The 20094-nt window shown below is 66.2% G+C and carries 22 protein-coding genes; 7 read left to right on the forward strand and 15 right to left on the reverse strand.

The window, feature by feature from the left end; genetic code table 11:
* Positions 1–75: 75 nt before the first annotated feature.
* Positions 76–759, forward strand: coding sequence for a YqjF family protein (locus LT974_RS12130; RefSeq protein WP_232587902.1), 684 nt, complete (start codon positions 76–78; stop codon positions 757–759).
* Between the two features lie 11 nt (positions 760–770).
* On the opposite strand, the gene LT974_RS12135 is transcribed toward LT974_RS12130, so the two are convergent.
* From LT974_RS12135 to LT974_RS12150, 4 genes are all read right to left on the reverse strand, one after another.
* On the reverse strand, positions 771–2096 hold the full coding sequence (locus LT974_RS12135; RefSeq protein ID WP_232587903.1) for a GTPase: 1326 nt from the start codon (positions 2094–2096) through the stop codon (positions 771–773).
* 41 nt (positions 2097–2137) lie between these two features.
* Positions 2138–3049, reverse strand: coding sequence for a sodium:calcium antiporter (locus LT974_RS12140; protein WP_232587904.1), 912 nt, complete (start codon positions 3047–3049; stop codon positions 2138–2140).
* Between the two features lie 91 nt (positions 3050–3140).
* Positions 3141–3956, reverse strand: a complete 816-nt coding sequence (locus LT974_RS12145; RefSeq protein WP_232587905.1) for a rhodanese-like domain-containing protein — start codon at positions 3954–3956, stop codon at positions 3141–3143.
* Between the two features lie 110 nt (positions 3957–4066).
* A complete protein-coding gene (locus LT974_RS12150) occupies positions 4067–4441 on the reverse strand; it encodes a cupin domain-containing protein (protein WP_232587906.1) in 375 nt (124 codons plus the stop codon).
* A 117-nt stretch (positions 4442–4558) separates the two neighbouring features.
* On the opposite strand from LT974_RS12150, the gene LT974_RS12155 reads away from it, so the two are divergent.
* Positions 4559–5749, forward strand: coding sequence for a redox-regulated ATPase YchF (locus LT974_RS12155; protein ID WP_232587907.1), 1191 nt, complete (start codon positions 4559–4561; stop codon positions 5747–5749).
* Positions 5750–5801: 52 nt separating this feature from the next.
* Positions 5802–6131: a DMT family transporter gene (locus LT974_RS12160; protein WP_230893305.1), complete on the forward strand. Its 330-nt coding sequence runs from the start codon at positions 5802–5804 to the stop codon at positions 6129–6131.
* Here the strand turns inward: LT974_RS12160 and LT974_RS12165 are convergent.
* Positions 6128–7087 (reverse strand): AEC family transporter, encoded by a 960-nt coding sequence (locus LT974_RS12165; protein WP_232587908.1) that lies wholly within the window; start codon positions 7085–7087, stop codon positions 6128–6130. The two genes, LT974_RS12160 and LT974_RS12165, sit on opposite strands and share 4 nt — an antisense overlap.
* A gap of 198 nt (positions 7088–7285) precedes the next feature.
* On the opposite strand from LT974_RS12165, the gene eif1A reads away from it, so the two are divergent.
* Positions 7286–7570, forward strand: a complete 285-nt coding sequence (gene eif1A, locus LT974_RS12170; RefSeq protein ID WP_058983974.1) for a translation initiation factor eIF-1A — start codon at positions 7286–7288, stop codon at positions 7568–7570.
* A 73-nt stretch (positions 7571–7643) separates the two neighbouring features.
* Here the strand turns inward: eif1A and LT974_RS12175 are convergent, their stop codons facing one another.
* Complete coding sequence (locus LT974_RS12175; protein ID WP_232587909.1) at positions 7644–8078, reverse strand: universal stress protein; 435 nt, start codon at positions 8076–8078, stop codon at positions 7644–7646.
* Positions 8079–8219: 141 nt separating this feature from the next.
* Positions 8220–8414: a cold-shock protein gene (locus LT974_RS12180; protein ID WP_058983972.1), complete on the reverse strand. Its 195-nt coding sequence runs from the start codon at positions 8412–8414 to the stop codon at positions 8220–8222.
* 150 nt (positions 8415–8564) lie between these two features.
* Here LT974_RS12180 and LT974_RS12185 point away from each other — a divergent pair, with 150 nt between their 5' ends.
* Positions 8565–10577, forward strand: coding sequence for a hypothetical protein (locus LT974_RS12185; protein WP_232587910.1), 2013 nt, complete (start codon positions 8565–8567; stop codon positions 10575–10577).
* A 3-nt stretch (positions 10578–10580) separates the two neighbouring features.
* Here LT974_RS12185 and LT974_RS12190 read toward each other — a convergent pair whose 3' ends face one another.
* Positions 10581–11726, reverse strand: a complete 1146-nt coding sequence (locus tag LT974_RS12190) for a cobalamin-independent methionine synthase II family protein (RefSeq protein ID WP_232587911.1) — start codon at positions 11724–11726, stop codon at positions 10581–10583.
* Between the two features lie 171 nt (positions 11727–11897).
* On the opposite strand from LT974_RS12190, the gene LT974_RS12195 reads away from it, so the two are divergent.
* A complete protein-coding gene (locus LT974_RS12195) occupies positions 11898–12392 on the forward strand; it encodes an EamA family transporter (protein ID WP_232587912.1) in 495 nt (164 codons plus the stop codon).
* On the opposite strand, the gene LT974_RS12200 is transcribed toward LT974_RS12195, so the two are convergent.
* A complete protein-coding gene (locus LT974_RS12200; RefSeq protein WP_232587913.1) occupies positions 12379–12576 on the reverse strand; it encodes a hypothetical protein in 198 nt (65 codons plus the stop codon). The two genes, LT974_RS12195 and LT974_RS12200, sit on opposite strands and share 14 nt — an antisense overlap.
* 182 nt (positions 12577–12758) lie before the next feature.
* Between LT974_RS12200 and LT974_RS12205 the strand changes: the two genes are divergently transcribed.
* Complete coding sequence (locus LT974_RS12205; protein WP_232587914.1) at positions 12759–14069, forward strand: hypothetical protein; 1311 nt, start codon at positions 12759–12761, stop codon at positions 14067–14069.
* A gap of 627 nt (positions 14070–14696) precedes the next feature.
* On the opposite strand, the gene LT974_RS12210 is transcribed toward LT974_RS12205, so the two are convergent.
* The 6 genes from LT974_RS12210 to LT974_RS12235 form a co-directional block, all read right to left on the reverse strand.
* The gene (locus tag LT974_RS12210) at positions 14697–14936 is read right to left on the reverse strand and encodes a hypothetical protein (RefSeq protein WP_232587915.1); all 240 of its coding nucleotides are present in this window, start codon (positions 14934–14936) and stop codon (positions 14697–14699) included.
* 230 nt (positions 14937–15166) lie between these two features.
* Positions 15167–16564: an FAD-dependent oxidoreductase gene (locus LT974_RS12215; RefSeq protein WP_232587916.1), complete on the reverse strand. Its 1398-nt coding sequence runs from the start codon at positions 16562–16564 to the stop codon at positions 15167–15169.
* Positions 16565–16814: 250 nt separating this feature from the next.
* Complete coding sequence (locus LT974_RS12220) at positions 16815–17573, reverse strand: Nif3-like dinuclear metal center hexameric protein (protein WP_232587917.1); 759 nt, start codon at positions 17571–17573, stop codon at positions 16815–16817.
* A 51-nt stretch (positions 17574–17624) separates the two neighbouring features.
* Positions 17625–18494, reverse strand: a complete 870-nt coding sequence (gene speB / locus LT974_RS12225) for an agmatinase (RefSeq protein ID WP_232587918.1) — start codon at positions 18492–18494, stop codon at positions 17625–17627.
* A 3-nt stretch (positions 18495–18497) separates the two neighbouring features.
* A complete protein-coding gene (locus tag LT974_RS12230) occupies positions 18498–18878 on the reverse strand; it encodes a translation initiation factor IF-5A (protein ID WP_230889205.1) in 381 nt (126 codons plus the stop codon).
* 110 nt (positions 18879–18988) lie between these two features.
* Positions 18989–20062, reverse strand: coding sequence for an aminotransferase class I/II-fold pyridoxal phosphate-dependent enzyme (locus LT974_RS12235; protein ID WP_232587919.1), 1074 nt, complete (start codon positions 20060–20062; stop codon positions 18989–18991).
* Positions 20063–20094 lie beyond the last annotated feature (32 nt).

The raw sequence follows: 20094 nt of genomic DNA on the forward strand, positions 1-20094 counted from the left end.
ATTAAATTATCGCGGAGAGTTAATACTGTGTCGGTTGGCCGGCACGCCGAAGGCCCCAGGTTGCGTAGTGCGAGTATGGACGTCGTCTCGATGGAGTGGCGGGACGTGTTGGTCGCGAGTTGGCCGGTCGACCCCGAAGTCGTCGCCAGACGACTGCCCGACGGTGTCGAGGTGGATGCGTTCGACGGCCGCGCGTGGCTGTCCGCGGTCCCGTTCGTGATGAAAGACGTCCGGCCGTTCGGCATCCCCGCGTCCGTCGGCCGGACGTTCGGCGAACTGAACCTCCGCACGTACGTCACCGGCGACGCCGGCCCCGGCATCTACTTCTTCAACCTCGACGCCAACGACCGGCTCGGCGTCGCGCTCGCGCGCACCCTCTTCCGGCTGCCGTACTACCACGCGAAGATGAACGTCACCCACGAAGACGGCGCAGTCGAGTTCCAGAGCCACCGCACGCACTCGGGCGTCCCGGACCTGGAGTTCGACGCGACCTACGAGCCCGTCGGCGAGCCCGCGGCAGCCAGTCCGGGCACGCTCGAAGCGTTCCTGCTGGAGCGCTACCGCTTCTACGCGGCCGGCCGCTCGCGGGTGTTCTGCGGCGAAGTCAGCCACGACCCGTGGCGGCTCGCGCACGCCGACGCGACGTTCCGCCGGAACGACCTCTTCGCCGCGAACGGCTTCGAACAGCCCGAATCAGTCCCGCACCTCCTCTACAGCCCGGGCGTCGACGTCACCGCCGAGCGCGTGCGCGTCGTCTGAGCACGCGCGCCCTACAAGCCGAGGTCGTCGGCGTGCGCGTCGAGGAAGTCGGCGACCGTGGTGTCGTGGAACTCCACGTGGTAGTCCACCTGCACGATTGGCGCGTCCACGTCGACGTAGTCCGACAGCGAGTGCGGCGTCCCCGCGACGACGACCTCCGGATCGACGTTCCGGATGGTGGCTTCGAGGTCCGCAATCTGCTCATCGGTGTACCCCATCGCGGGCAGCAGGCGGTCGAGGTGGTCGTACTTCTCCAGGGTGTCCGCGATGGAGCCGACGGCTTCCTCGCGCGGGTCGAGGCGCGTGGCGTCGTAGCGCTCCGCGGCGACCGTGCCGGCGCCGTAGTCGGTGCCGCCGTGCGTGAGCGACGGTCCATCTTCGACCACGAGCGCGTCCTTCCCGTGGACAGCGTCGGGGTCGTCGACGGTCACGACGGAGTCCGCGTGGAGAATCTCGGCGTCCGGGTTCACGTCGCGGACGTTCTCCACGACAGTCCGAATCTGGTCGTCGCTGGCGCTATTCTCCTTGTTCACGACGACGACGTCCGCGTCCCGGACGTTCGCCTCCCCGGGGTGGGAGGTCAGTTCGTCGCCCGCGCGCAGCGGGTCCGCGAGCACGACGTGGAGGTCCGGGCGGACGAACGGGAGTTCGTTGTTCCCGCCGTCCCACACGATGACGTCGGCTTCGGCGCTCGCGCGCTCGACGATTGCCGCGTAGTCCACGCCCGCGTAGACGACGTGCCCGCGCTCGACGTGTTGCTCGTACTCTTCGCGTTCCTCGATAGTGAGGTCCGCGAGGTCGGATTCGTCGGCGAAGCGCTCGACGCGCTTCTCGGTGAGGTCGCCGTACGGCATCGGCTCGCGGACGACCGCGACGTCGTAGCCACGGGATTCGAGTTCGGCCGTGAGCGCTCGCGACACCTGGCTCTTCCCGCAGCCTGTGCGCACCGCGTCCACCGCGAGTACGGGCACGTCGGCGTCGAGTTGCATCTCGTCGGGGCCGACGACGCGGAAGTCCGCGCCGGCCGCCAGCGCCCGCGAGGCGACGTGCATCACCTTCTCGTGGGAGACGTCGGAGTACGAGAAGACGACCTCGTCGGCGGCGTACTCGTCGACGACGGCTTCGAGTTCGGACTCGGGGACGATGGGGATGCCGTCGGGGTGGTCCGGGCCCGCGAGTTCCGCGGGGAAGGTGGCGTGGTGGTCGCCCGTCTCGCCGAGGTTCTGGCTGGGCGCGGCGGTGAACGCGACGACGCGGTGGTCGCGGCTGTCGCGAAAGACGGTCAGGAAGTCGTGGAAGTCGCGGCCGAGGGCACCCACGATGACGACTCGTCGCATACTGTGGCGTCGCCACGCCATCACCGTAAGCCTACCCGCCACTACCCGAGGAGGAAGGTCGGGACGTAGAGCACGAGACACGCCAACGACCCGGTGCGGCCGACGGGCCGGCGCGTGTAGACGACCGCGAGCACGAGCGCGCTGGCGACAATCATGTATCCGACGGAGGTGAGGACGGCGTCGACGCCGGTGACGTGGACGCCCGCGAGCGCAGCGCCGACGCCCAGCGAGAACAGCGGGTCCGTGATGTTCGAGCCGAGCAGCGTCCCCACCGCGATGCCGGTGCGGTCGCGGCGGACGGCGACCAGCGCCACCGCGATTTCGGGCGCGGTCGTCCCCAGCCCCGTGACGAGGCCGACGAGGTAGCTCGGGACGCCGACGCGGACCGCGAGGCGCTGGCCGCCCGTCACGAGGAGGTGGCCGCCGACGACCACCAGCGCGACGCCCAGCAAGACGTAGCCCGCGGCGCGCTGGAGCGTCAGCTCCGACTCGGCGACGCGCTCGGCGTAGTCCTCGTGTTCGGCGAGCACCGCGAGGAAGCCGAGATAGGCCAGCACCATGAGCGCGCCCTGGGTGCGCGTGATGGTTCCGGACTGGAGCGCGACCGCCATCACTGCCATCGCGGCGAGCATCCCGCCGCCGTAGACGCGGGTCTTCTGCCGGGAGACCGACAGCGGCGCGGCCAGCGAGAGGATGCCCACGCCGAGTGTAATCTGGGAGGTCGCGGAGCCGACGATGTGGCCGACCACGAAATCGCCGGAGCCGTACGCCGCGGCGTACAGCGACGTCGCGATTTCGGGCACCGAACTCCCGACGGCGACGACGGTGACGCCGACGAAGAACGTGGAGACGCCGGCGTGGCGCGCGAGTTCGCTCGCGCCGTCGACCACGCGGTCGCCGCCGTAGACGAGCGTCGTGACGCCCGCCAGCAGCGTGAGCAGTGACGCGAACACGCTACCGAGCGCGGGCTACGAGGTGTGGTTCGGACACGCGACTACGCATCGGTCGGGCGGAGACGCCGTAGCGGGAAAACAGCCGGGCCGGTCAGCCCGTCAGCACCGCGCCGGTGAGGTCGCCGAGCGGCCGCGTGACGTCGAAGGCGGGCGTCTGGACGTGAATCGGCGTGTCCGCAGTGACGTCGTAGAACTTGAGGTGGAGGTTGAACGTGCCGTCGTCGGCGATGGGCGCGGCCTCCTGCTGGCCGGACGCCTCGTGGGTCGCCCACGCGTACTTCCCGGCGTACTGGGGGTCGACCTCGCCGTCGACGAATGCCTCCTGAGGTGCGCTGAAGTCGGTACCGCGCATCGGGTCGCCGCCCTCGTACCACGGGCCGAACCCCTCGTCGATGACGAAGACGTTCGAGAAGCCGGCCTGCTGGAGCGCGGACGCCCGAATCGAGGAGAGGTGGTGCGGGCAGCCACAGTAACAGACGATGCGGTCGTCCTTCGACCAGCCGCCGATGCTGCCACCCTCCGAGCCGCGCTGGGCGGGGCTGCTCACGGCACCGTAGATGTGCGCGCGCTCGTACTGCTGGAGGCCGCGGGCGTCCACGAAGCGGGCGGCCGCGCGCTGGTGCCAGTAGCGCGCCACCTCGATGGGCGCGAGCCCGACGGTCTCGCCGTTCGTGGTCGTCGTGGGGAACGACGACGGGTCGACGCTGCGCTCGTCGGGGTTGCCGTACTCGGGCGGGTAGCCGTCGGCCGGGTCCTCGTCGGCCGGCAGCGAGGTGTTCGCGTGGAACTCCGCGTCGAGGTTGCCGACGTGATTCACCGACGAGGAGGAGCCCAGCAGCCCGAGACAGCCCGAGACCGCGGCCAGCGAGCCCGTGGCACTGGCGGCGAGGAACGCGCGACGGTTCATACCCGTATCTGTGGGCGTCACCGAAGTAAGGGCTGTCGCTGTCCGCACCGGTCGCCCGTTCGCCGCGGCCGCCGACGACACGTTCGGCTCGCCAACGTTCGCAGTCGCGCCTAGAGGCGTTCCAGTTCCTCGACCGTCCGCTCACTGTCGTCGGCGTCACCCGTGTTCGTCGTGCCCGCCGGTTCGAAGAGCACGACTTTCGTCTCCTCGTGGGCGACCGGCCGGTGTTCGACGCTCGCGGGTGCGACCGTCAGATCGCCTGGGCCGAGGTGAACCGCATCCTCGTGGTCGTCCTCACGGTACTCGATAGTGAGGTCGCCGTCGACGACGTAGAACAGTTCGTCGGCGTTCTCGTGGGCGTGCCAGACGAACTCGCCGTCGAGCCGCGCGACCTTGACCTGCTGGTCGTTCAGTTCCGCGAGCACGCGGGGCTCCCACGGCTCCTCGAACGACGCGAACGCTTCGGCGAGCGAACGAGCCTCCATGGGTGAGCCTCGGAGTCGTGGGGCGAAAGGTCTTCGACGCCGGCAGACGTGTGCGAGCGCGTCACAGACCACAGCGGGGACGCAACCCGTTTGTACGGCGGTCCACTGTATCAATTAATGAGTTATCGGATTGGGCTCGTGGGCAAGCCCTCTGTGGGGAAGTCCACGTTCTTCAACGCGGCGACGATGAACGACGTGCCGGAGGGCGCGTACCCGTTCACGACGATAGACCCGGCGGTCGGCGAAGCCTACGTGCGCGTGGACTGCGCGGCACCCGAGTTCGGCGAGACGTGCACGCCCTCGACGGGCTACTGCGAGGACGGCACGCGGTTCGTCCCGACGAAGCTCGTGGACGTCGCGGGGCTCATCCCCGGCGCTCACGAGGGCGCTGGCCTCGGCAACCAGTTCCTCACGGACCTCAACGAGGCGGACGTGCTCGTCCACGTCGTCGACTTCTCCGGAACGACGGACATGGAGGGCGAAGCCACCGAGGGCCACGACCCCCGGAAGGACATCGATTTCCTCGAAGACGAACTCGACCAGTGGTACCTCGACATCCTGGAGAAGGGCATCGAGCGCTTCGAGGGCCAGCATGCCGGCGAAACCGCCCTCGAAGTCGAACTCGCCGAGCAGATGAGCGCGTTCCGTACCACCGACGAGGAGATAAAGCAGGTCATCCTCGCGCTGGGCCTCGAACTCGACCCCGTAACGTGGGACGACGACGACCGGATGGAACTCGCGCGCGAGATTCGCAAGCGCACGAAGCCGATGGTCGTCGCCGCGAACAAGATGGACACGCCCGAAGCGCAGGCGAACTGGGCGACCATCACCGACGACCCCGACTACGACCACCTGACGTTCGTGCCGACGAGCGCGCACGCCGAGAAGGCGCTCAAGCAGGCCAGCGAGGGCGGCGTCGTCGACTACCGTCCCGGTAGCGACGACTTCGAGATTACGGGCGACGTCGGCGACGAGCAGGCCGCCGGCCTCGAATCCATCCGCGAGTTCCTGAGCGAGTTCGGCGGGACGGGCGTCCAGCAAGCCCTCGAAGCCGCGCTGTTCGACGAACTCGGCGTCGTCCCCGTCTTCCCGGGTTCGGCGAACGGACTCGGGACGACCGACGGCCGCGTGCTCCCGGACGTCTTCCTGCTCCCCGAGGGCGCGACCGCCGAACAGTTCGCGTACCACGTCCACAGCGACGTCGGCGACGGCTTCCTGCACGCCAAGGACTGCCGCGTGAACCGCCAGATTGCCGCCGACCACGAGCTCGACGCGCGCGACGTCGTCGAAATCATCACCACGAACTGAGTGCTCGCCCGGGTCCGACACGTTGAGGGGCCCGAGCGCTCTCGGTCCGGCCATGTCGCCGTGGCTGGTGTTGCTCGTCGCCGGACTGTTCGAGACTATCTGGGCAATCGGACTCGCGTACACTGACGGGTTCACGGAGCCGCTGCCGTCGGTCGCGACGCTGGCCGCGATGGGCGTCTCCGTCTACCTCCTATCGCGGGCCGTCCAACAGATTCCAGTCGGGACGGCGTACGCCGTCTGGACGGGTATCGGCGCGGTCGCGACTGCGATTCTCGGCGTCTACCTCTTCGACGAGCCGGTGTCGGCGCTTCGCGTTGGCTGCATCGCGCTCGTCGTCGTCGGCATCGCCGGCCTCCAAATCACGAGCAGCGGCCACGCCTAGAGCACGACGCCCGAGCGCAGGACCGCGATGAGCACCGTCAACACCGGGACGCCGAGCAGCGTCGTGACGAGCACGCACGTCGAGACGTACTCGGGAACGGAGACGCCCTCCGACCGCGTGCCGGCGGCGAATTCGCCGACGAGGATGACGGGCGTGACCGCCGCGGGCATCGCGGCTTCGAGGACGAACACGCGCGCGACCGTCACGTCTCCGAACGGTATCACGAGCGCGACGGCGAGCGCGACCAACGGTGCGACGCCGAGTTTGAGCGCCGTGGCGGGCGCCGTCCGGGAGACTGCCGCGCCCGTGTCGGTGCGCGCGAGCTGGATGCCGAGCACGAGCAACATCACGGGAATCGAGGCGTCGCCGACCAGCTTGAGGGACTCCATGCCCGCATTACTGGCTGGCGGGACGACGCCGAGCGCGCGCACCGCGAGCGCGGCGACGACGGCGTAGACGAGCGGCAGGCGGAACACCCGCCGGAGGCCGACCAGCCCCGCGGAGCCGCCGCTCCGGGACGCCGCATAGACGCCGAGCGTGTACATCAGCACGGACTGCACGGAGAGGAACACGACCGCGGTCTGTCGGCCGACGTCGCCGAACGCGAAGTCCGAGACGGGGATGCCGAGGTTGCCGGCGTTCGAGAACATGGCGACGAGCACGAGCGCGCTCAGAATGGGTTCGCGCTCGCCGAGCAGGCGGCCCGTCGCTTCCGCGACGCCCCACATCGCGACGGTGAACGTGACGATGCCGACCGTCAGCCACTGGAGCGTGGCGGCGGCCAGCTCCGTGACCGCGAGGCTGTGGAAGACGAGCGCGGGCGCGAGCACGTAGACGACCGCGGTGTTCAGCGGCTGCGGGTCGATATCCTTCAGCGTCGCGAGCACGTAGCCGACGGCCGCGATAGCGACGATGGGACCGACAGCGCCGAGGAAGATGCCAGCGAAGTCGACCATCAGTAGCGCGCTGCCGAGCGGTGCGAGCAGTTGCCGAGCGAGGCGGCGCGGCGTGAGTCCGGGAGCACGGTCTTGTTTCGATGCTCGCAGCTAGGACCTTTCTGTATTTCGACACCGGAACGGGACGGCTGTCCGTCGCGTGAGGTGTGCTACCACTACTTCCCGTTGATTTAAACGTCTCGGACGGCTACACTAGGTGTGAGCGAAGAATCTGGGCGCCGCAACCTGCGGATGCCCGACGAAGACGAACTTTTCGCCGTCGTGACCGAACACAACGGCGGAAATCACGTGCGTGTGCGGTGCGAAGACGGCGAGAACCGGATGGGGCGAATCCCCGGCCGCATGAAGTACCGGACCTGGATCAACGAGGGCGACGTCGTCCTCGTCGAACCGTGGGACTGGCAGGACGAGAAGGCCAACATCGAGTGGCGCTACGACGAGCAGGACGCCGACCAGCTCCGCGAAGAAGGCCACATCAACTGATTCGTCGGCCGCCGAACGCGGCGTAGTTTCGCAGTCTTTTCCCGTATTTCGACGCCGTAGCGACGCTGCTGACTTACTCGTCGTCGGTCAGCGATACCGTGAGCACGGGCACGTCCGCGGAGGCCACGACCTCCCGAGAGACGCTGCCGAGCATCGAGTTCTCGAAGTCGCCGCGCCGCGTCCCCATCACGACGAGGTCGGCGTCAGCGTCGGCGGCGTAGGCGAGAATCTCCTCGCCGGGGTTGCCGCGGCGCAGTTCCGTCTCGACGGTGACGCCCTCGGACTCGAAGGTCTGTTTCGCGTCGCTGAGCGCGCCCCGGCCCTCCGCGCGGAGCTGTTCGACGGCTTCGCTCTGCATCGCGTCGTCGAGCGTGAGGAACGCGCGGTCGTCGACCACGTAGAGCACGTGGACGGTCGCGTCGCGGCGCGCGGCGATATCCGCGGCGTGTGCGAACACCTTCGGCGAGGCGTCGCCGCCGTCAGTCGGGACCAGAATCCGGTCGTACATGCTCGCCGGTAGCACCGACGGCGTAATAGGCGGCCGGATTTCGGTCGGGTGCGCAGAACCGCGACGACGCCGTCGCTGTGTGTCGTAGGTCCGAAAGAAACGTAGTGTCTGTGTCGCCGTGAGGCGACGGAAAGAGCCGAATTAGAGCCGGACGACGTTCGTCGCGCGCGGACCCTTCTCAGCCTCTTCGATGTCGAATTCGATCTCGGTGCCCTCGGTGAGGTCCTCGCCGCCGACGTCCTCCATGTGGAAGAAAACGTCCTCGTCCGCGTCCTCAGTCTCGATGAAACCGTAGCCGCCCGTGTCGTTGAAGAAGTCAACCGTACCTTCTGCCATTACACCCATACGAAGGCCGGGTACACGGTTAAGGGTTGGCATCCAGCCGTCGATGCGACGAAGACCCGCAACACGCACACACACAGCGGGCGCGCGGCTACGGTTCGGACGGCCACCCGATTTTTGCCGGCTTGGACCACACGTCCGATAATGGCGACACACCACATTCCGAAGGGCGTGAGCCTCGACACGCTCCGGGAGATTATCGCCGGCTGGGACGCCGTCGGCGCGGCGGCGGAACCGAAGTACACCACGGCCGTGGAGGACGCCACGGACATCAGCGACGCGGTCGGCCGACAGACGCGGTTCCTCGAAGACGTCGGCGTACTCACCGAGGAGGGACAGAAGCACCGGCTGACGGACCGCGGGCAAGCCCTGGCGGGCGCGCTCGCGGTGGACGACGACGAGCGAGCCAGCGGCCGCGCCCGCGAACTGCTGGCGGACTGGCCGGTGACCGAGGAACTCCGCGGGCTCGTCCGTGGGAATCCCAGCACCGAGGACGAGCTCGTGCCGCTCGTGGCTGCAATCACGGGCCACGACTCCGAGGCGAGTCGCGTCCGGAGCGGCATCACCACCCTGCTAGAGCTGTACGACTGGGCGCGCCTGCTGGACCGCGACGAGGACGGGCGGTACCGTCTCCCCGAAGGCGAACGCCCGCCGAGCGGCGAAGCAGCAGGGACGGCGGCAGGCGAACACGAGACAGAGGCCGACGCGGCAGTCGGACGCGTCGCCGCGGCGGCCGAGTCCGCCGCCGAGACCGCCGAGGCCGTCGAGGAGACGGTCGAGACCACGGCCGAGCAGGCGGAGACGGCGAGGGAGGCAGCCGAAGCCGCCGCGGCGGAAACCCACGAGGCGGCCAAGCGCGCGGAAGCGGCGAGTGAGTCCGTCGAAGAGGCCGCCGTCGCGGTCGAGGAAGCCGCTACAGACGTCGAATCGGCCGCGGAGCGGGCCCGCGAGCGCGTCGAGTCGGTGGCCGAAGCGGCCGAGACCGTCGAAACGACCGTCGGCGAAGCCGTCGAAGCCGCCGAGGACATCACCGAGACTGGCGGGGGAGCCACTGAGACGGGCGAGACAGCGGCAACAGTGGAAGCCACTGTCGAACCGGCTGCGGAGGCCGCCGCTGAAGCAGAAGAAACAGTCGAGTCCGCCGTCGAGCCGGTCGCGGAAGCCGCGGAAACAGAGGCCGAAGCCGTCGAGTCGGGCGCGGAGCCGGTGGGCGAAGAACTGGAATCCGCCGTCGAACCCGCGACCGAGGGAGTCGAGGCTTCGGAGTCGGCGGTCGAGGAGGTCGCCGAGGAGCCGGCGACGACGGCCGAATCGGTCGTCGAGTCGGTGCAGGACGTCACGCGCGAGGCGAGTCGGGGCATCAGCCCGGGAGCCGACACCGAAGTCGGAGACGAAGGTGAAGCCGCGGAAGCCGCCGAAGCAACAGAGGGAGCCGCCAGCGCGTCGCTCCCGCCGGAAGTCGAGTTGGAGTTGGATGACGGCACGAACGTCCACATCGCGGTCGGCGACGACGGCGGCATTCAAATTTCCGTCGACGGCGACGTCGGCCTGGAGGACTTGAGCGTCGGCGGCGACGTCGACGTCGAGGGAGCCGCGGACGGCGGGCCCGACGACCTCCAGCCCGACGGCGGCGAGCCCGAGCCGGACGTCGACATCTCCGAGGAGGGCGGGACGGTGACCATCGAAATCGGCGCCGAACCCGGAATCACGATTTCGGTCGGCGGCGGGGAAGCCGACGAAGCAGCGGAGGCCGCCGAAGCGGCCGCCGAGGCAGCGGTAACAGCCGAAGACGAGGCTGAGGAGGTCGCCGAAGAGGGTGAAGAAGCCGCTGAAGAGGTGGAAGAGGCGGCCGAGTCGGCCGAAGAGGCGGCGGAATCCGCGGAAGCGGCCGCGGAAATCGAGGGGACGGCCGTCTCCGGGGAGGCTATCGAGGCGGTCGTGGATGCGGCGGACGTCTCGGACGTCGGGGCGCTCGTAGACGAAATCGAGACCGCCGCCGCGGCAACGGCGGAATCGAACGGCGACGGTGGCGAGTCGGGCGACGGCGAGCACGCGCTCTCGTTGGAAGTGGACTTGGACGCCGACCCCGAGGACCTCGAAGTGCTCGTGGGAAGCATCCGGCGCGGGCTGACCGGCGAGAGCGCGGGAGACGAGTAGCGGTCAGAACAGGCGGTCGGTGGCGACTGCGGCCCCGTCGACGAGCGCTTCGAGCTTCTTCCACGCGATTTCGGGGTGGACCATCGCGAGGCCGGCCTGCGTGTCGAAGCCGCAGTCGGGCGCGGCGACGATGCGCGTGGGGTCGCCGACAGCGTCGGCGACGCGCTCGATGCGGTCGGCGACGACGTCGGGGTGTTCGACGACGTTCGTCTTCACGTCGACGACACCCGGCAGCAGGTCCCAGCCGTCGGGCAGGGGGTGTTCCGCGAAGACCCGGTACTCGTGCTCGTGGCGGGGATTAGCTTCCTCGATGGAGAGCCCGCCGACGTCGAGTTCGTAGAGTTCCGGGAACACGTCCACGAGCGGCGTGTCGCGGTGGTGGGGGCCTTCGTAGCTCCCCCAGCAGGTGTGGACACGAATCTGATCGTCGGGGATGTTTCGGGTGGCTTCGTTGAGCGCGGCGACGTGCAGGCGGACGATGGGCTTGAGTTTCTCGACGGGGCGGTCGCCGAAGCCGCGGTGCCCGGTCGTCAGCAGGTCCGGGGCGTCGAGGTGGAGAATTGCGCCGGTGTCGGCGATAGCCTCGTACTCCTCGCGGAGGGCGTCGCCGACGGCGTGGACGAACTCCTCGTGGGAGTCGTAGTGCTCGTTAACGAGCGTCGCGGCGGCGACGCCGGGGGAGGCGGCGGTCAGGAACGTCCCCTCGAAGTCGGCGTCGACGGCGTCGAGCGCGTCGGCGAACGTCTCGATTTCCTCGTCGACCGCCGCTGTTCCGTCGTACTCGACCGGGCCGGTGACCGACGGCTGCTTCGTGAGGTCGATGGTCTCGGTGTCGAAGGCGTCGCTGGCGTACTCCGGGAAATCCGCGAGGTCGTCCCACAGCGGGGCGTCGCGCTCGCCGCCGATGCCGGAGAGGCGGTTGGCGACGTACCAGTTGAACGAGACGCGCGGTTGCTCGCCGTTGTTCACGACGTCGAGGCCGACGTCGGCCTGCTTCCGGACGACGGACTCGGTGGCGTCCTGGACGGTCTGGTGCCACTGGTCGGGGTCGACGTTTTCGCCGTCCTGGCGGCGTTGGAGGAGGTCGAGGAGTTCGGGGTCGCGGGGGAGACTGCCGATGTGCGTCGTGGAGATGTGGTCGTCGCTCATTCGTTGTCAGTGCAGAAGCCGACGACGGGGATATGACTTGTGGTAGTATCTCAATTCAAAATATTCCCATAGGTTATCTCGTTCGGGTGGGGAACGACGTCCCGGCACGGACCGAGCAATCACCGAACGGGTCAAACGTCCTTTCTCCCGGCCGCCTGAACGACCGGTACAGTGATTCCGCCGACGCTCCCGTTCGACTGCGGGCTGGCGGCACCACCCGCGGTCTGCTCGCTGGCGCTGCTCTCGACGATACTCTGGGGGCTGACCCCGGTGGTCGTGAAGTACGCGCTCTCGCGCGGTGGCACACCGCTCCAGGCGGCGGTCGTCATCGTCTCCGTCGACGCCGCCGTACTCTGGGTGGTGACCGCGGTGCTCCACGGTCCCGCCGCCGTGTTGCAGTTCTCCGCGCGTGCCGTCGGGCTATTCGCGCTCGCCGGCGCGATGGGGACGGCGGTAGGCCGGCTGGTCGTCTACAGCGGCATCGACCGCCTCGGAGACGCCATCAACACCGCCGGCGTGAGCACGCGCCCGCTGTTCGCGGTGGTCATCGGTGTCGTCGCACTCGGCGAGCGCGTCGGCCACCTGACACTCGTCGGTGCCGCCGTGCTGACAGCCGGTCTCGTCGTCCTCTCGCTGTCGAAGGGTGGTGACGTCAGGGGGTGGTGACGTCGGGGGATGGCAACAGCGCGACCTGCTGTTCACCGCGCTCGAACACCCCGCCGGCCGGCTCGTCGTCTTCGAGCCCGCGCTCCAGCGCCCGCTCGAACACCTCGGACTCGGGGAGGTCACGAGCCTCCGCGATTTCGCGAACCCGGTCGGAGATTTCGGCGGCCATACGGTCTGATGCCACTGGGCTTGTAAGATCACGCTCCCGGCCACATGATCGGATCAGGAATGCATCGGTACTGTGCATATCGTGAGAGTGTCCTGTTCGCACATGTCTTTTTCCAGTAGTTCTATTGGAGTTGAATTGTAACTGGCCTGTAACTGATGAGACGGCGGAATTTCCTTCGGGCCGGGGTCGCTGTAGGCTTGACAGCGACGCTGGCGGGCTGTTCAGATAACTCAGGTGACGGTACTGAAACAGGTACGCCAACCGGCACAGCAACTGATACCACCACAGAGACAGATTCGTCGGAAGACGAAACAACAACTGAAGAGGAAACAGAGGACGACCCAGAAGTCGACAGACCGGCCAACTACCGCTGGGATATGAGTTCATGGGTGAACACGGAGCTTAGAGATGGACTTGGTCAGTACGTCGAAGGAAATGTTAACCGGGTGCTTCCAAGCCACCCTGCCTTCGAATACAGTACAGAACAACCGGAAGATGATCACCCGGTCGACTTCGTAGGTCTCAAACTATACAGAGAAGCACAATTCGATGTAATGTCTGAAAACCCTAATACAGGGCCAATGGAACAAGTCGTAGAATCTTTTGTTGACGATTCATTGTACGAAAGCGCTAAGAATAATCGGTTTGTTAATCATGATGTTGATGCTCCGACCAGTTATGACAGTGAAGCATGGTTGAACGCGGAAACAGTTGAAGACTCTCTCGATTTAGGTCATGACCTGGTAGTATCTATTGCCAAAGCAGCAGAAAGACTCTCCACGGACGAAATGGCAGCAATAACGCGAGAGGCGTACAAAAGACATCATGACTTTGATGTGCTTGCTTGGGAAGTACCGATGCAAGGTGGATCGCTTAAATCAGGGATGATGTATTCGCCTGACGATGATAAAGTTAGATCATTCAATATCCAAGGGCCTTGGCTAGGAGAGGAATCAAGACAACTTCACACCGAGATACAAGACTGGAACGTCATCAACAATCCAAACGACGCCGGACGCAATCCAACCGACCTACATCACCCACTACGATTCCACACTGATGAATGGAATCGAGGATTTGTTGGAGGAGGCGGCTTTGAAGATGCTAAAAATGCAGCTATGTCGATGATCTATGGTATAGGAGCAGATAATTACTTAGATTTCAACTATGAGGCAGTTGGCATAGTTAACAGGATTGTAATGACTACGGGGGCGACTGAGCAGTTGACCCGGACACTGCTTGATTACAATAAGTCGGGTGTTGACGCTGAGTTCGATGATATCTGGCAGCTTTCCAGTTTCGCAGCCGGAAAACACATCGATGACCCCTCACTGAATGGTGTGATTGATACTGTAGAGTCAGGTGGTGAAGACTATGATGAGTACTTCGGTGGTGGATTCGCATTCTACGAAGTAGACAACGAAGACATTATTGACGAGGTCAAAGCTGATCAAGCCGGGGATTACGACAACTTCGGTCAGGTCTACGACGAACTTGAAGCGGCTTAAGCCGCTAACCCTTTCTTCTTAGTTATCAATATATCATGAAGCCTGACTAGTCTATAAAGTCTAAGTTACCGTAATCAAAGCTATCACATGCTCTTATACTTGATCCATCAGTAAAGTACGGATTATCAGGCACACAATCTAACCTGTAATCCGAATCAGGAGCAGTATCATACCGAGTATAACCCGCCTCATCCTGCCAGATCTTCGAGAAAGTCCTCAGAGCTCATTTCGTCATGTAATCAGTTGCAACAGAAATACCGCTTCCAGTAGAAAGAATTCCCACCACCAAACATACATAATGGATTTTTTATATACACTTCCCAACAGGTGAGATCGAGAAGGAACTCGACGAGCTGAAAGACGCCGAATTGCTGGAGCAGTCGTCACTGCCCGAACGGAGTATTGGTTTAACATTTGCCATCGAAAGCTTTAGTAAACGGACGTATGTGTAGCTTTCCGCCTATGCTTGGCACCAAAGGTGTGGCCTCGGCACTCATAGGGCTCGTCGTCCCGCGGGAGCCACCCCGGGTCGGCCCGGTGGCGTCGTCATCGGCCGCGTAGACGTACTGGAGCCACGGACAAGAGGATTCCGAGAGCGCTCATTCGCTGCGGAGGACGTCGAGGCGGTCAGACGCCATCCGGCATCGCGTGGTTGGCGTCGTCGGCGAGGTTACGGAGGCGGTCGCGGTGTGTCGCGTCGAACTGGGCCTGGCATCGGGCGACCCACGACTCGGGCGTGTCGCCATGCTGTCGGTCCGTGTCGTCCGAGGCGGGCGTGGCCTGTCCCGCCGTCCCGGCAGGTGTTGCGTCGGTCCGCGCGTCGGTGGTCGGGTTCGATTCGGTCGTGCGTTGGGGGTGTGTGCTCACGTCTAGCGTGTGTGGAGAGTCGGTCTGAGGGCTGTACGGCCGGGAAGGAGTTACTCGCGTACAGATACGACCGACATGACGTGTCCGCTACTGCGACGAGAAATGTGATAAAAGTTCCTGTGTTATCCTGCTGCTCGACGAGAGCGACGCGAGTCGGCCGGAAGACGACCGGCTAACGAGTGACGAATCCGGCGGGTGAACGAGAAACGAAGAACGAATCGAGCGACCGGTCAGTCGTCGGCGGTGGCGCTCGCAGCGGCGTCGTCCTGTTCGGCGTCCGTGGCGTCCTCATCGGCCCGCGGGAAGTTCTCGATGGTGGCGTCGCGGAACGCGTCCTCGTCGAACCCGTGGTCGTCGTCGAAGAACGCCATCAGCTGCTCGGTGTCCCGCATCGCGTTCTTCAGGCACGTCGACGCGCCCGGGGACGGCGTGATGTTGAAGATGATGCCGTCGCCCGTAATCTTGGCCTCGCCCATGTCGAGGGACTTCGCCTCGGTGTCGACAATCTGGGGGCGGACGCCGCCGTAGCCTTTCGCGCGCTCGATGTCGTCGAGGGTCGCGCTCGGCACGACCTTCTGGACTTCCGGGAGGAACGTGCGCTTCCCGACTTCGGGGACGTCGTAGACGAGGTTGCGGACGACGTACGGGAAGAGGATGCGGTCGGCGAGAATGTTCCCGTAGCTCAGGAACGAGTCGACGTTCAGGCCGAACACGTCGAAGAAGTCGCCGATGGTGTCGAGTTCGCCGCGTTCGAGCGTCGGCACGAGCTTCGCGGTCGGCCCGAAGCGCGTGATGGAGTCGTCGTGGACGTCGGCGTCGCCGTGAACGGCGGCGAACGGGAGCTTCTTCATCTGGAGGGTGTACACTTTCCCGTTGAGGAAGTCCTCCGCGAGGAAGAAACTGCCCGCGACCGGGAGCAGGCTCTTGTTCTCGCCGTAGCCCATCTCCTTGGCAATCTGGAGGCTGTGCGAGCCCGCGGCGACGACGGCGACGTCGGACTCGAACCAGCCGGCGTCCGTCTCCACGAGGAACTCGTCGCCGGCGTCGTTGATCTCCTCGACTTCGGTGCCGGTGAAGACGTCGACGCCGTCCACTTCTTTGGCTTCGTCGACGAACGACTGGGCGGTCATCCCGTAGTCGACGACGTAGCCGTCGGGCGTCTGGAGCGCGAGCATCTCCTTGTCGGGGTCGCGGCCCTCGACGACCTTCGGTTCGAGTTCCGCGATCTCCTCGCGGTCGATGTCCCGGAGCTTCGGGTAGAGGTCGCCGAACCCTTCGTCGTGGTAGCGGGATTCGAGCTGCTCGACTTCCTCCTCGCCGACTGCCAGCACCATCTTCGAGCGCTTGCTGTGCATCTCGCGGTCGGGGTCCTCGTCTTCGAGGTAGCCCGCGAGCAGCTCCGCACCCTCCTTGACTTCCTCGGCTTTTTCGAGCGTGTAGTTGGTCTCGATGTCGCCGAAGTGCAGTGTCTGGGAGTTGTTCGTGCGGTGGGAGTTGACGCTCGCGATTTCGTCCTCTTTCTCCACCAGCGCGATGTTCTCGATGTCCGTGAACTTCGCGGCCGTGTACAGCAGCGAAGCTCCGCTGATACCCCCGCCGACGATGAGTAAGTCGTATTCGTCTCTCATGCTTGAGTGGCTCCCGCGCGGTAGTCCGTACAGTAACCTGGGTGGCGATTCGGCTACTTAACTCTCCCTTTCCATGCACGACAGTATGTATTGCTACCCTTCGGAAAACACCACCATCAGGCCCCAGCAGCGTATTTTTCGCTTGAAGGACGGCACGTGACGAAGGGTAGTTTCGTCAGTTGTCGTCCGTGGTGAGCGTGTCGGTAGTGGCCCGGTCGCGTACACTAGTCACTTCGACAGGACTGCGTGCTCAGAGGCCGGTCGGGTGGTCGACGAACGTCGTCTCCACGCCCCAGTCACCGGCGACTGACTGGAGCGCGCGCACGCCCAGCGTCTCCGTGGCGTAGTGGCCCGCGAGGAACACCGAAATGCCGGCCTCCCGAGCCTCGTGGTAGAGCTTCTGCTTGCCCTCGCCGGTGACGAAGGCGTCCATGCCATCGGCCTCGGCCTCCCGAATCCAGTCCGCGCCGCTGCCGGTCATCACCGCAATTTCGTCGAGCGTGTCCGGCCCGAAGTCCAGCACCTGCACGCCGCCCTCGGGGTCGAGTTCGTCGTCGAGCGTCGCCGCGAGTTCGTCCGCCGTGAAGCCCGTCGGCGCGGTGCCGCGCGACCCGAGGTGTTCGCCGGCGTGCGCGCCGAACGGCGCGCGGTTCTCCAAGCCGAGCTGGTCGGCGAGCTGTGCGGCGTTCCCGAGTTCCGGGTGGCCGTCCAGCGGGAGGTGCGCGGCGTACAGCGCGCAGTCGCCGTCCAGCAGCGCCCGCACGCGGTCGTGCTCGCGGCCCGTCACCGCGTCGATGCCGCCCCAAACGATGCCGTGGTGGACGACGAGCAGGTCCGCGCCCCACTCGACGGCCTCGTCGATGGTCGCGGTCGCGGCGTCCACCGCGAACGCTACTTGCTCGATTTCGGCGTCGTCGGGGCCGACCTGGAGGCCGTTCGTGGCAGCGTCCTCGTAGTCGTCGACGCGCAGTCGCTGGTTGTACTTCGCGACGATGTCCGAGAGGTCCATGTGCAAAAGCGTGGGCTCCGGGGACTTTACTGTCGCGGCGGAGACCGCGTGCTACGCGTCGGCGTGCGCGTGGACGAACTCGCGGACGAGTTTCGCGGCGAGCGTGGCGGCCTGTCCGTCGTCGCGGTCGTTGACTTCCACGACGTCGAAGCCCACCGACTGCGGGGCGAGCTCGCGGACGAGGTCCCGCATCGTCGCGGAGTCGAGACCGAACGGCTCCGGCGTGCCCGTTCCGGGTGCGTACGCGGGGTCGGCGGCGTCGATGTCCACCGAGAGGTAGACCGAGCCGTCGACGTCGGGCATCCAGTCGGCCGCGTCCTCGGGAGCGTCAGCGACCGAGGGCTCGGCAGAATACATTCTGGCGGCGTCCTCGGGCGTGACAACGGTGAGGTCGCCCTCGGTGGCGCGCTCCCACTCGGTCTCGTTGCCCGAGCGCGCGCCCACGACGACCGCTTCGTCGGCGACGTCGAGCGCGTGGCGGGTGACCGTCGAGTGACTGAGCGGGTCGCCGTCGAGTTCCTCACGGAGGTCGAGGTGGGCGTCCAGCGCGACGAACACGTCGGGGTCGGCGGCACGCACGCCCGCCACCGAGACGGTGTGTTCGCCGCCGAGTAGCACGGGGACGGCGTCCGCCCAGTGGACGTCTGTCAGGACGCCTTCGAGGTAGTCGAGGTACGCCGCGGTGTCGTGCCACGCGTGGACGTCGCCGTGGTCGGCGACGTGGAGCTCGGAGAAGTGTGTCCCCGTCGTGGGGTGGAAGTCCTCGAACGTGCGAGCGAACTTCCTGATTCGGTCCGGGCCGAACCGCGCGCCCGGACGGAACGACGTGGAGGTGTCCAGCGGCGCGCCCACGGCGACGTAGTCCGCGTCGGCGAACGGTGCGTCCGCGGACTCGTCGACGGGGCTCGCGCCGGGGAACATTCGTTACTGGAGGATTTTGCGCTTGTCCTCGAACTCGAGGAACTCGATGTTGTCGTCCGCGGAGAGGTCCAGGTCCGCGGGAATCTGCATCGTCACGGTCTCGTAGGTGTCGAGGTCCATGACCTGCGCGACCGTCTCGGACTCGATGGAGACGACCTGGCCCTGCTTTCGCTCGATGATGGGAATCCAGACCTTCGCGTCGACGGGCTGGCTGAAGCTGCGCTTCTTCCCGTCGAAGACGCCCTCGGCCTCGACGCGGGCCTTCGCGCTCCCGTGCTTCCCGGGCTTGGCGGTACTGTAGGCGTTGATCTGACACGGCGTGTCCTCGATCATCACGTAGTTGCCTTCCTGCAGTTCCCGGACTTCTGTCTGCTCTTTCGCCATACGCCCGGATTCACGCCTGCCGTGTATAAACTGTTTGGAACGCGTTCTGGCCGGGAGAGGCCCCGACACTCGCGGAGACGGGGTGTATGCGGGACGCGAGTCGTCCCCACTCAGAGCACGTCGTCGACGCGCGCCAGCCCGTTGCGGAGCTCGTCGGTCGGCAGCCCGAAGCCGAGTCGGAAGTAGTCGTCGTAGGACTCGCCGCCCGTCGAGAAGCAGTCCCCGGGCGCGAGCACGACGCCGGCGTCCTCAACGACCGTGCGGCAGAACGCTCGCGACCCTTCGAATCCGTCGGGCACGCGCAGGAAGACGTTACAGCCGACGGGGTCGGGCCAGTCGAGGCCGTGGCCGCGCGCCCACTCCGCCGTAATCTCGTGGTTCTCCCGGACGTGTGCCAGCGCCTCCGAGCGCAGCGCTTCCTCCTCGCCGTCGAGCACCTGCCGGGCGACGTGCTGGCCGAACTTCGACGGCGAAATCGTCGTGTAGTCCTTCCAGCGCTCCGCGGCCGCCACGACCTCCGCAGGCCCGACGAGCCAGCCGAACCGGAGACCCGCGAGTCCGTACGCCTTCGAGAGGCTGCCCGTGCTGATGCCGTACTCGCCCATGCTGGCGACCGGCGGGACTGGGTCCTCGGCGAGCAGCCGGTACACCTCGTCGCCGAGCAGGTAGGCGTCGTTGGCCGCGGCGACGTCGTAGAGCGCGCGCATCGCGTCCTCGGGGTGTTTGCGGCCGGTCGGGTTGTTGGGGTTGTTCACGACCACTAACTTTGTCTCGGGCCGCATCGCGTCCTCGACCGCGACCACGTCCAGCGTCCAGTCGGGTTCGTCCAGCGACACTTTCGTCACGTCGCAGATGGAGTCGGGGACGGCGTGGAGGCTCTGGTACGTCGGCGTGACGACGACCGCGTGGTCGCCGGGCGAGAGTATCGACTGGAACGCGAGGAAGTTCGCCTCCTGCGTGCCGACGGTACAGAGCACCTCGTCGGCGCTCCGGCTGTAGTCGGTGGCAATCGTCTCGCGGACGTCGGGCGCGCCGGCCGTCGGAATCACGTAGTCGAGGTCGCCGGGGTCGGTGTCGAAGCGGTCCGCCGGGAGGCTTCGGACGCCGCTCTCCGCGAGCATCACGTCCGCCTCGTGCTCGTACTCCGCAAACCACCGCTCCAACTCGAAGGGGTCGACGTCCATAGCCGGCGTTCGCGCGGCAGCGTAAAAACACG

The organism is Halobacterium noricense (assembly GCF_021233435.1).
Lineage (GTDB): Archaea > Halobacteriota > Halobacteria > Halobacteriales > Halobacteriaceae > Halobacterium > Halobacterium noricense.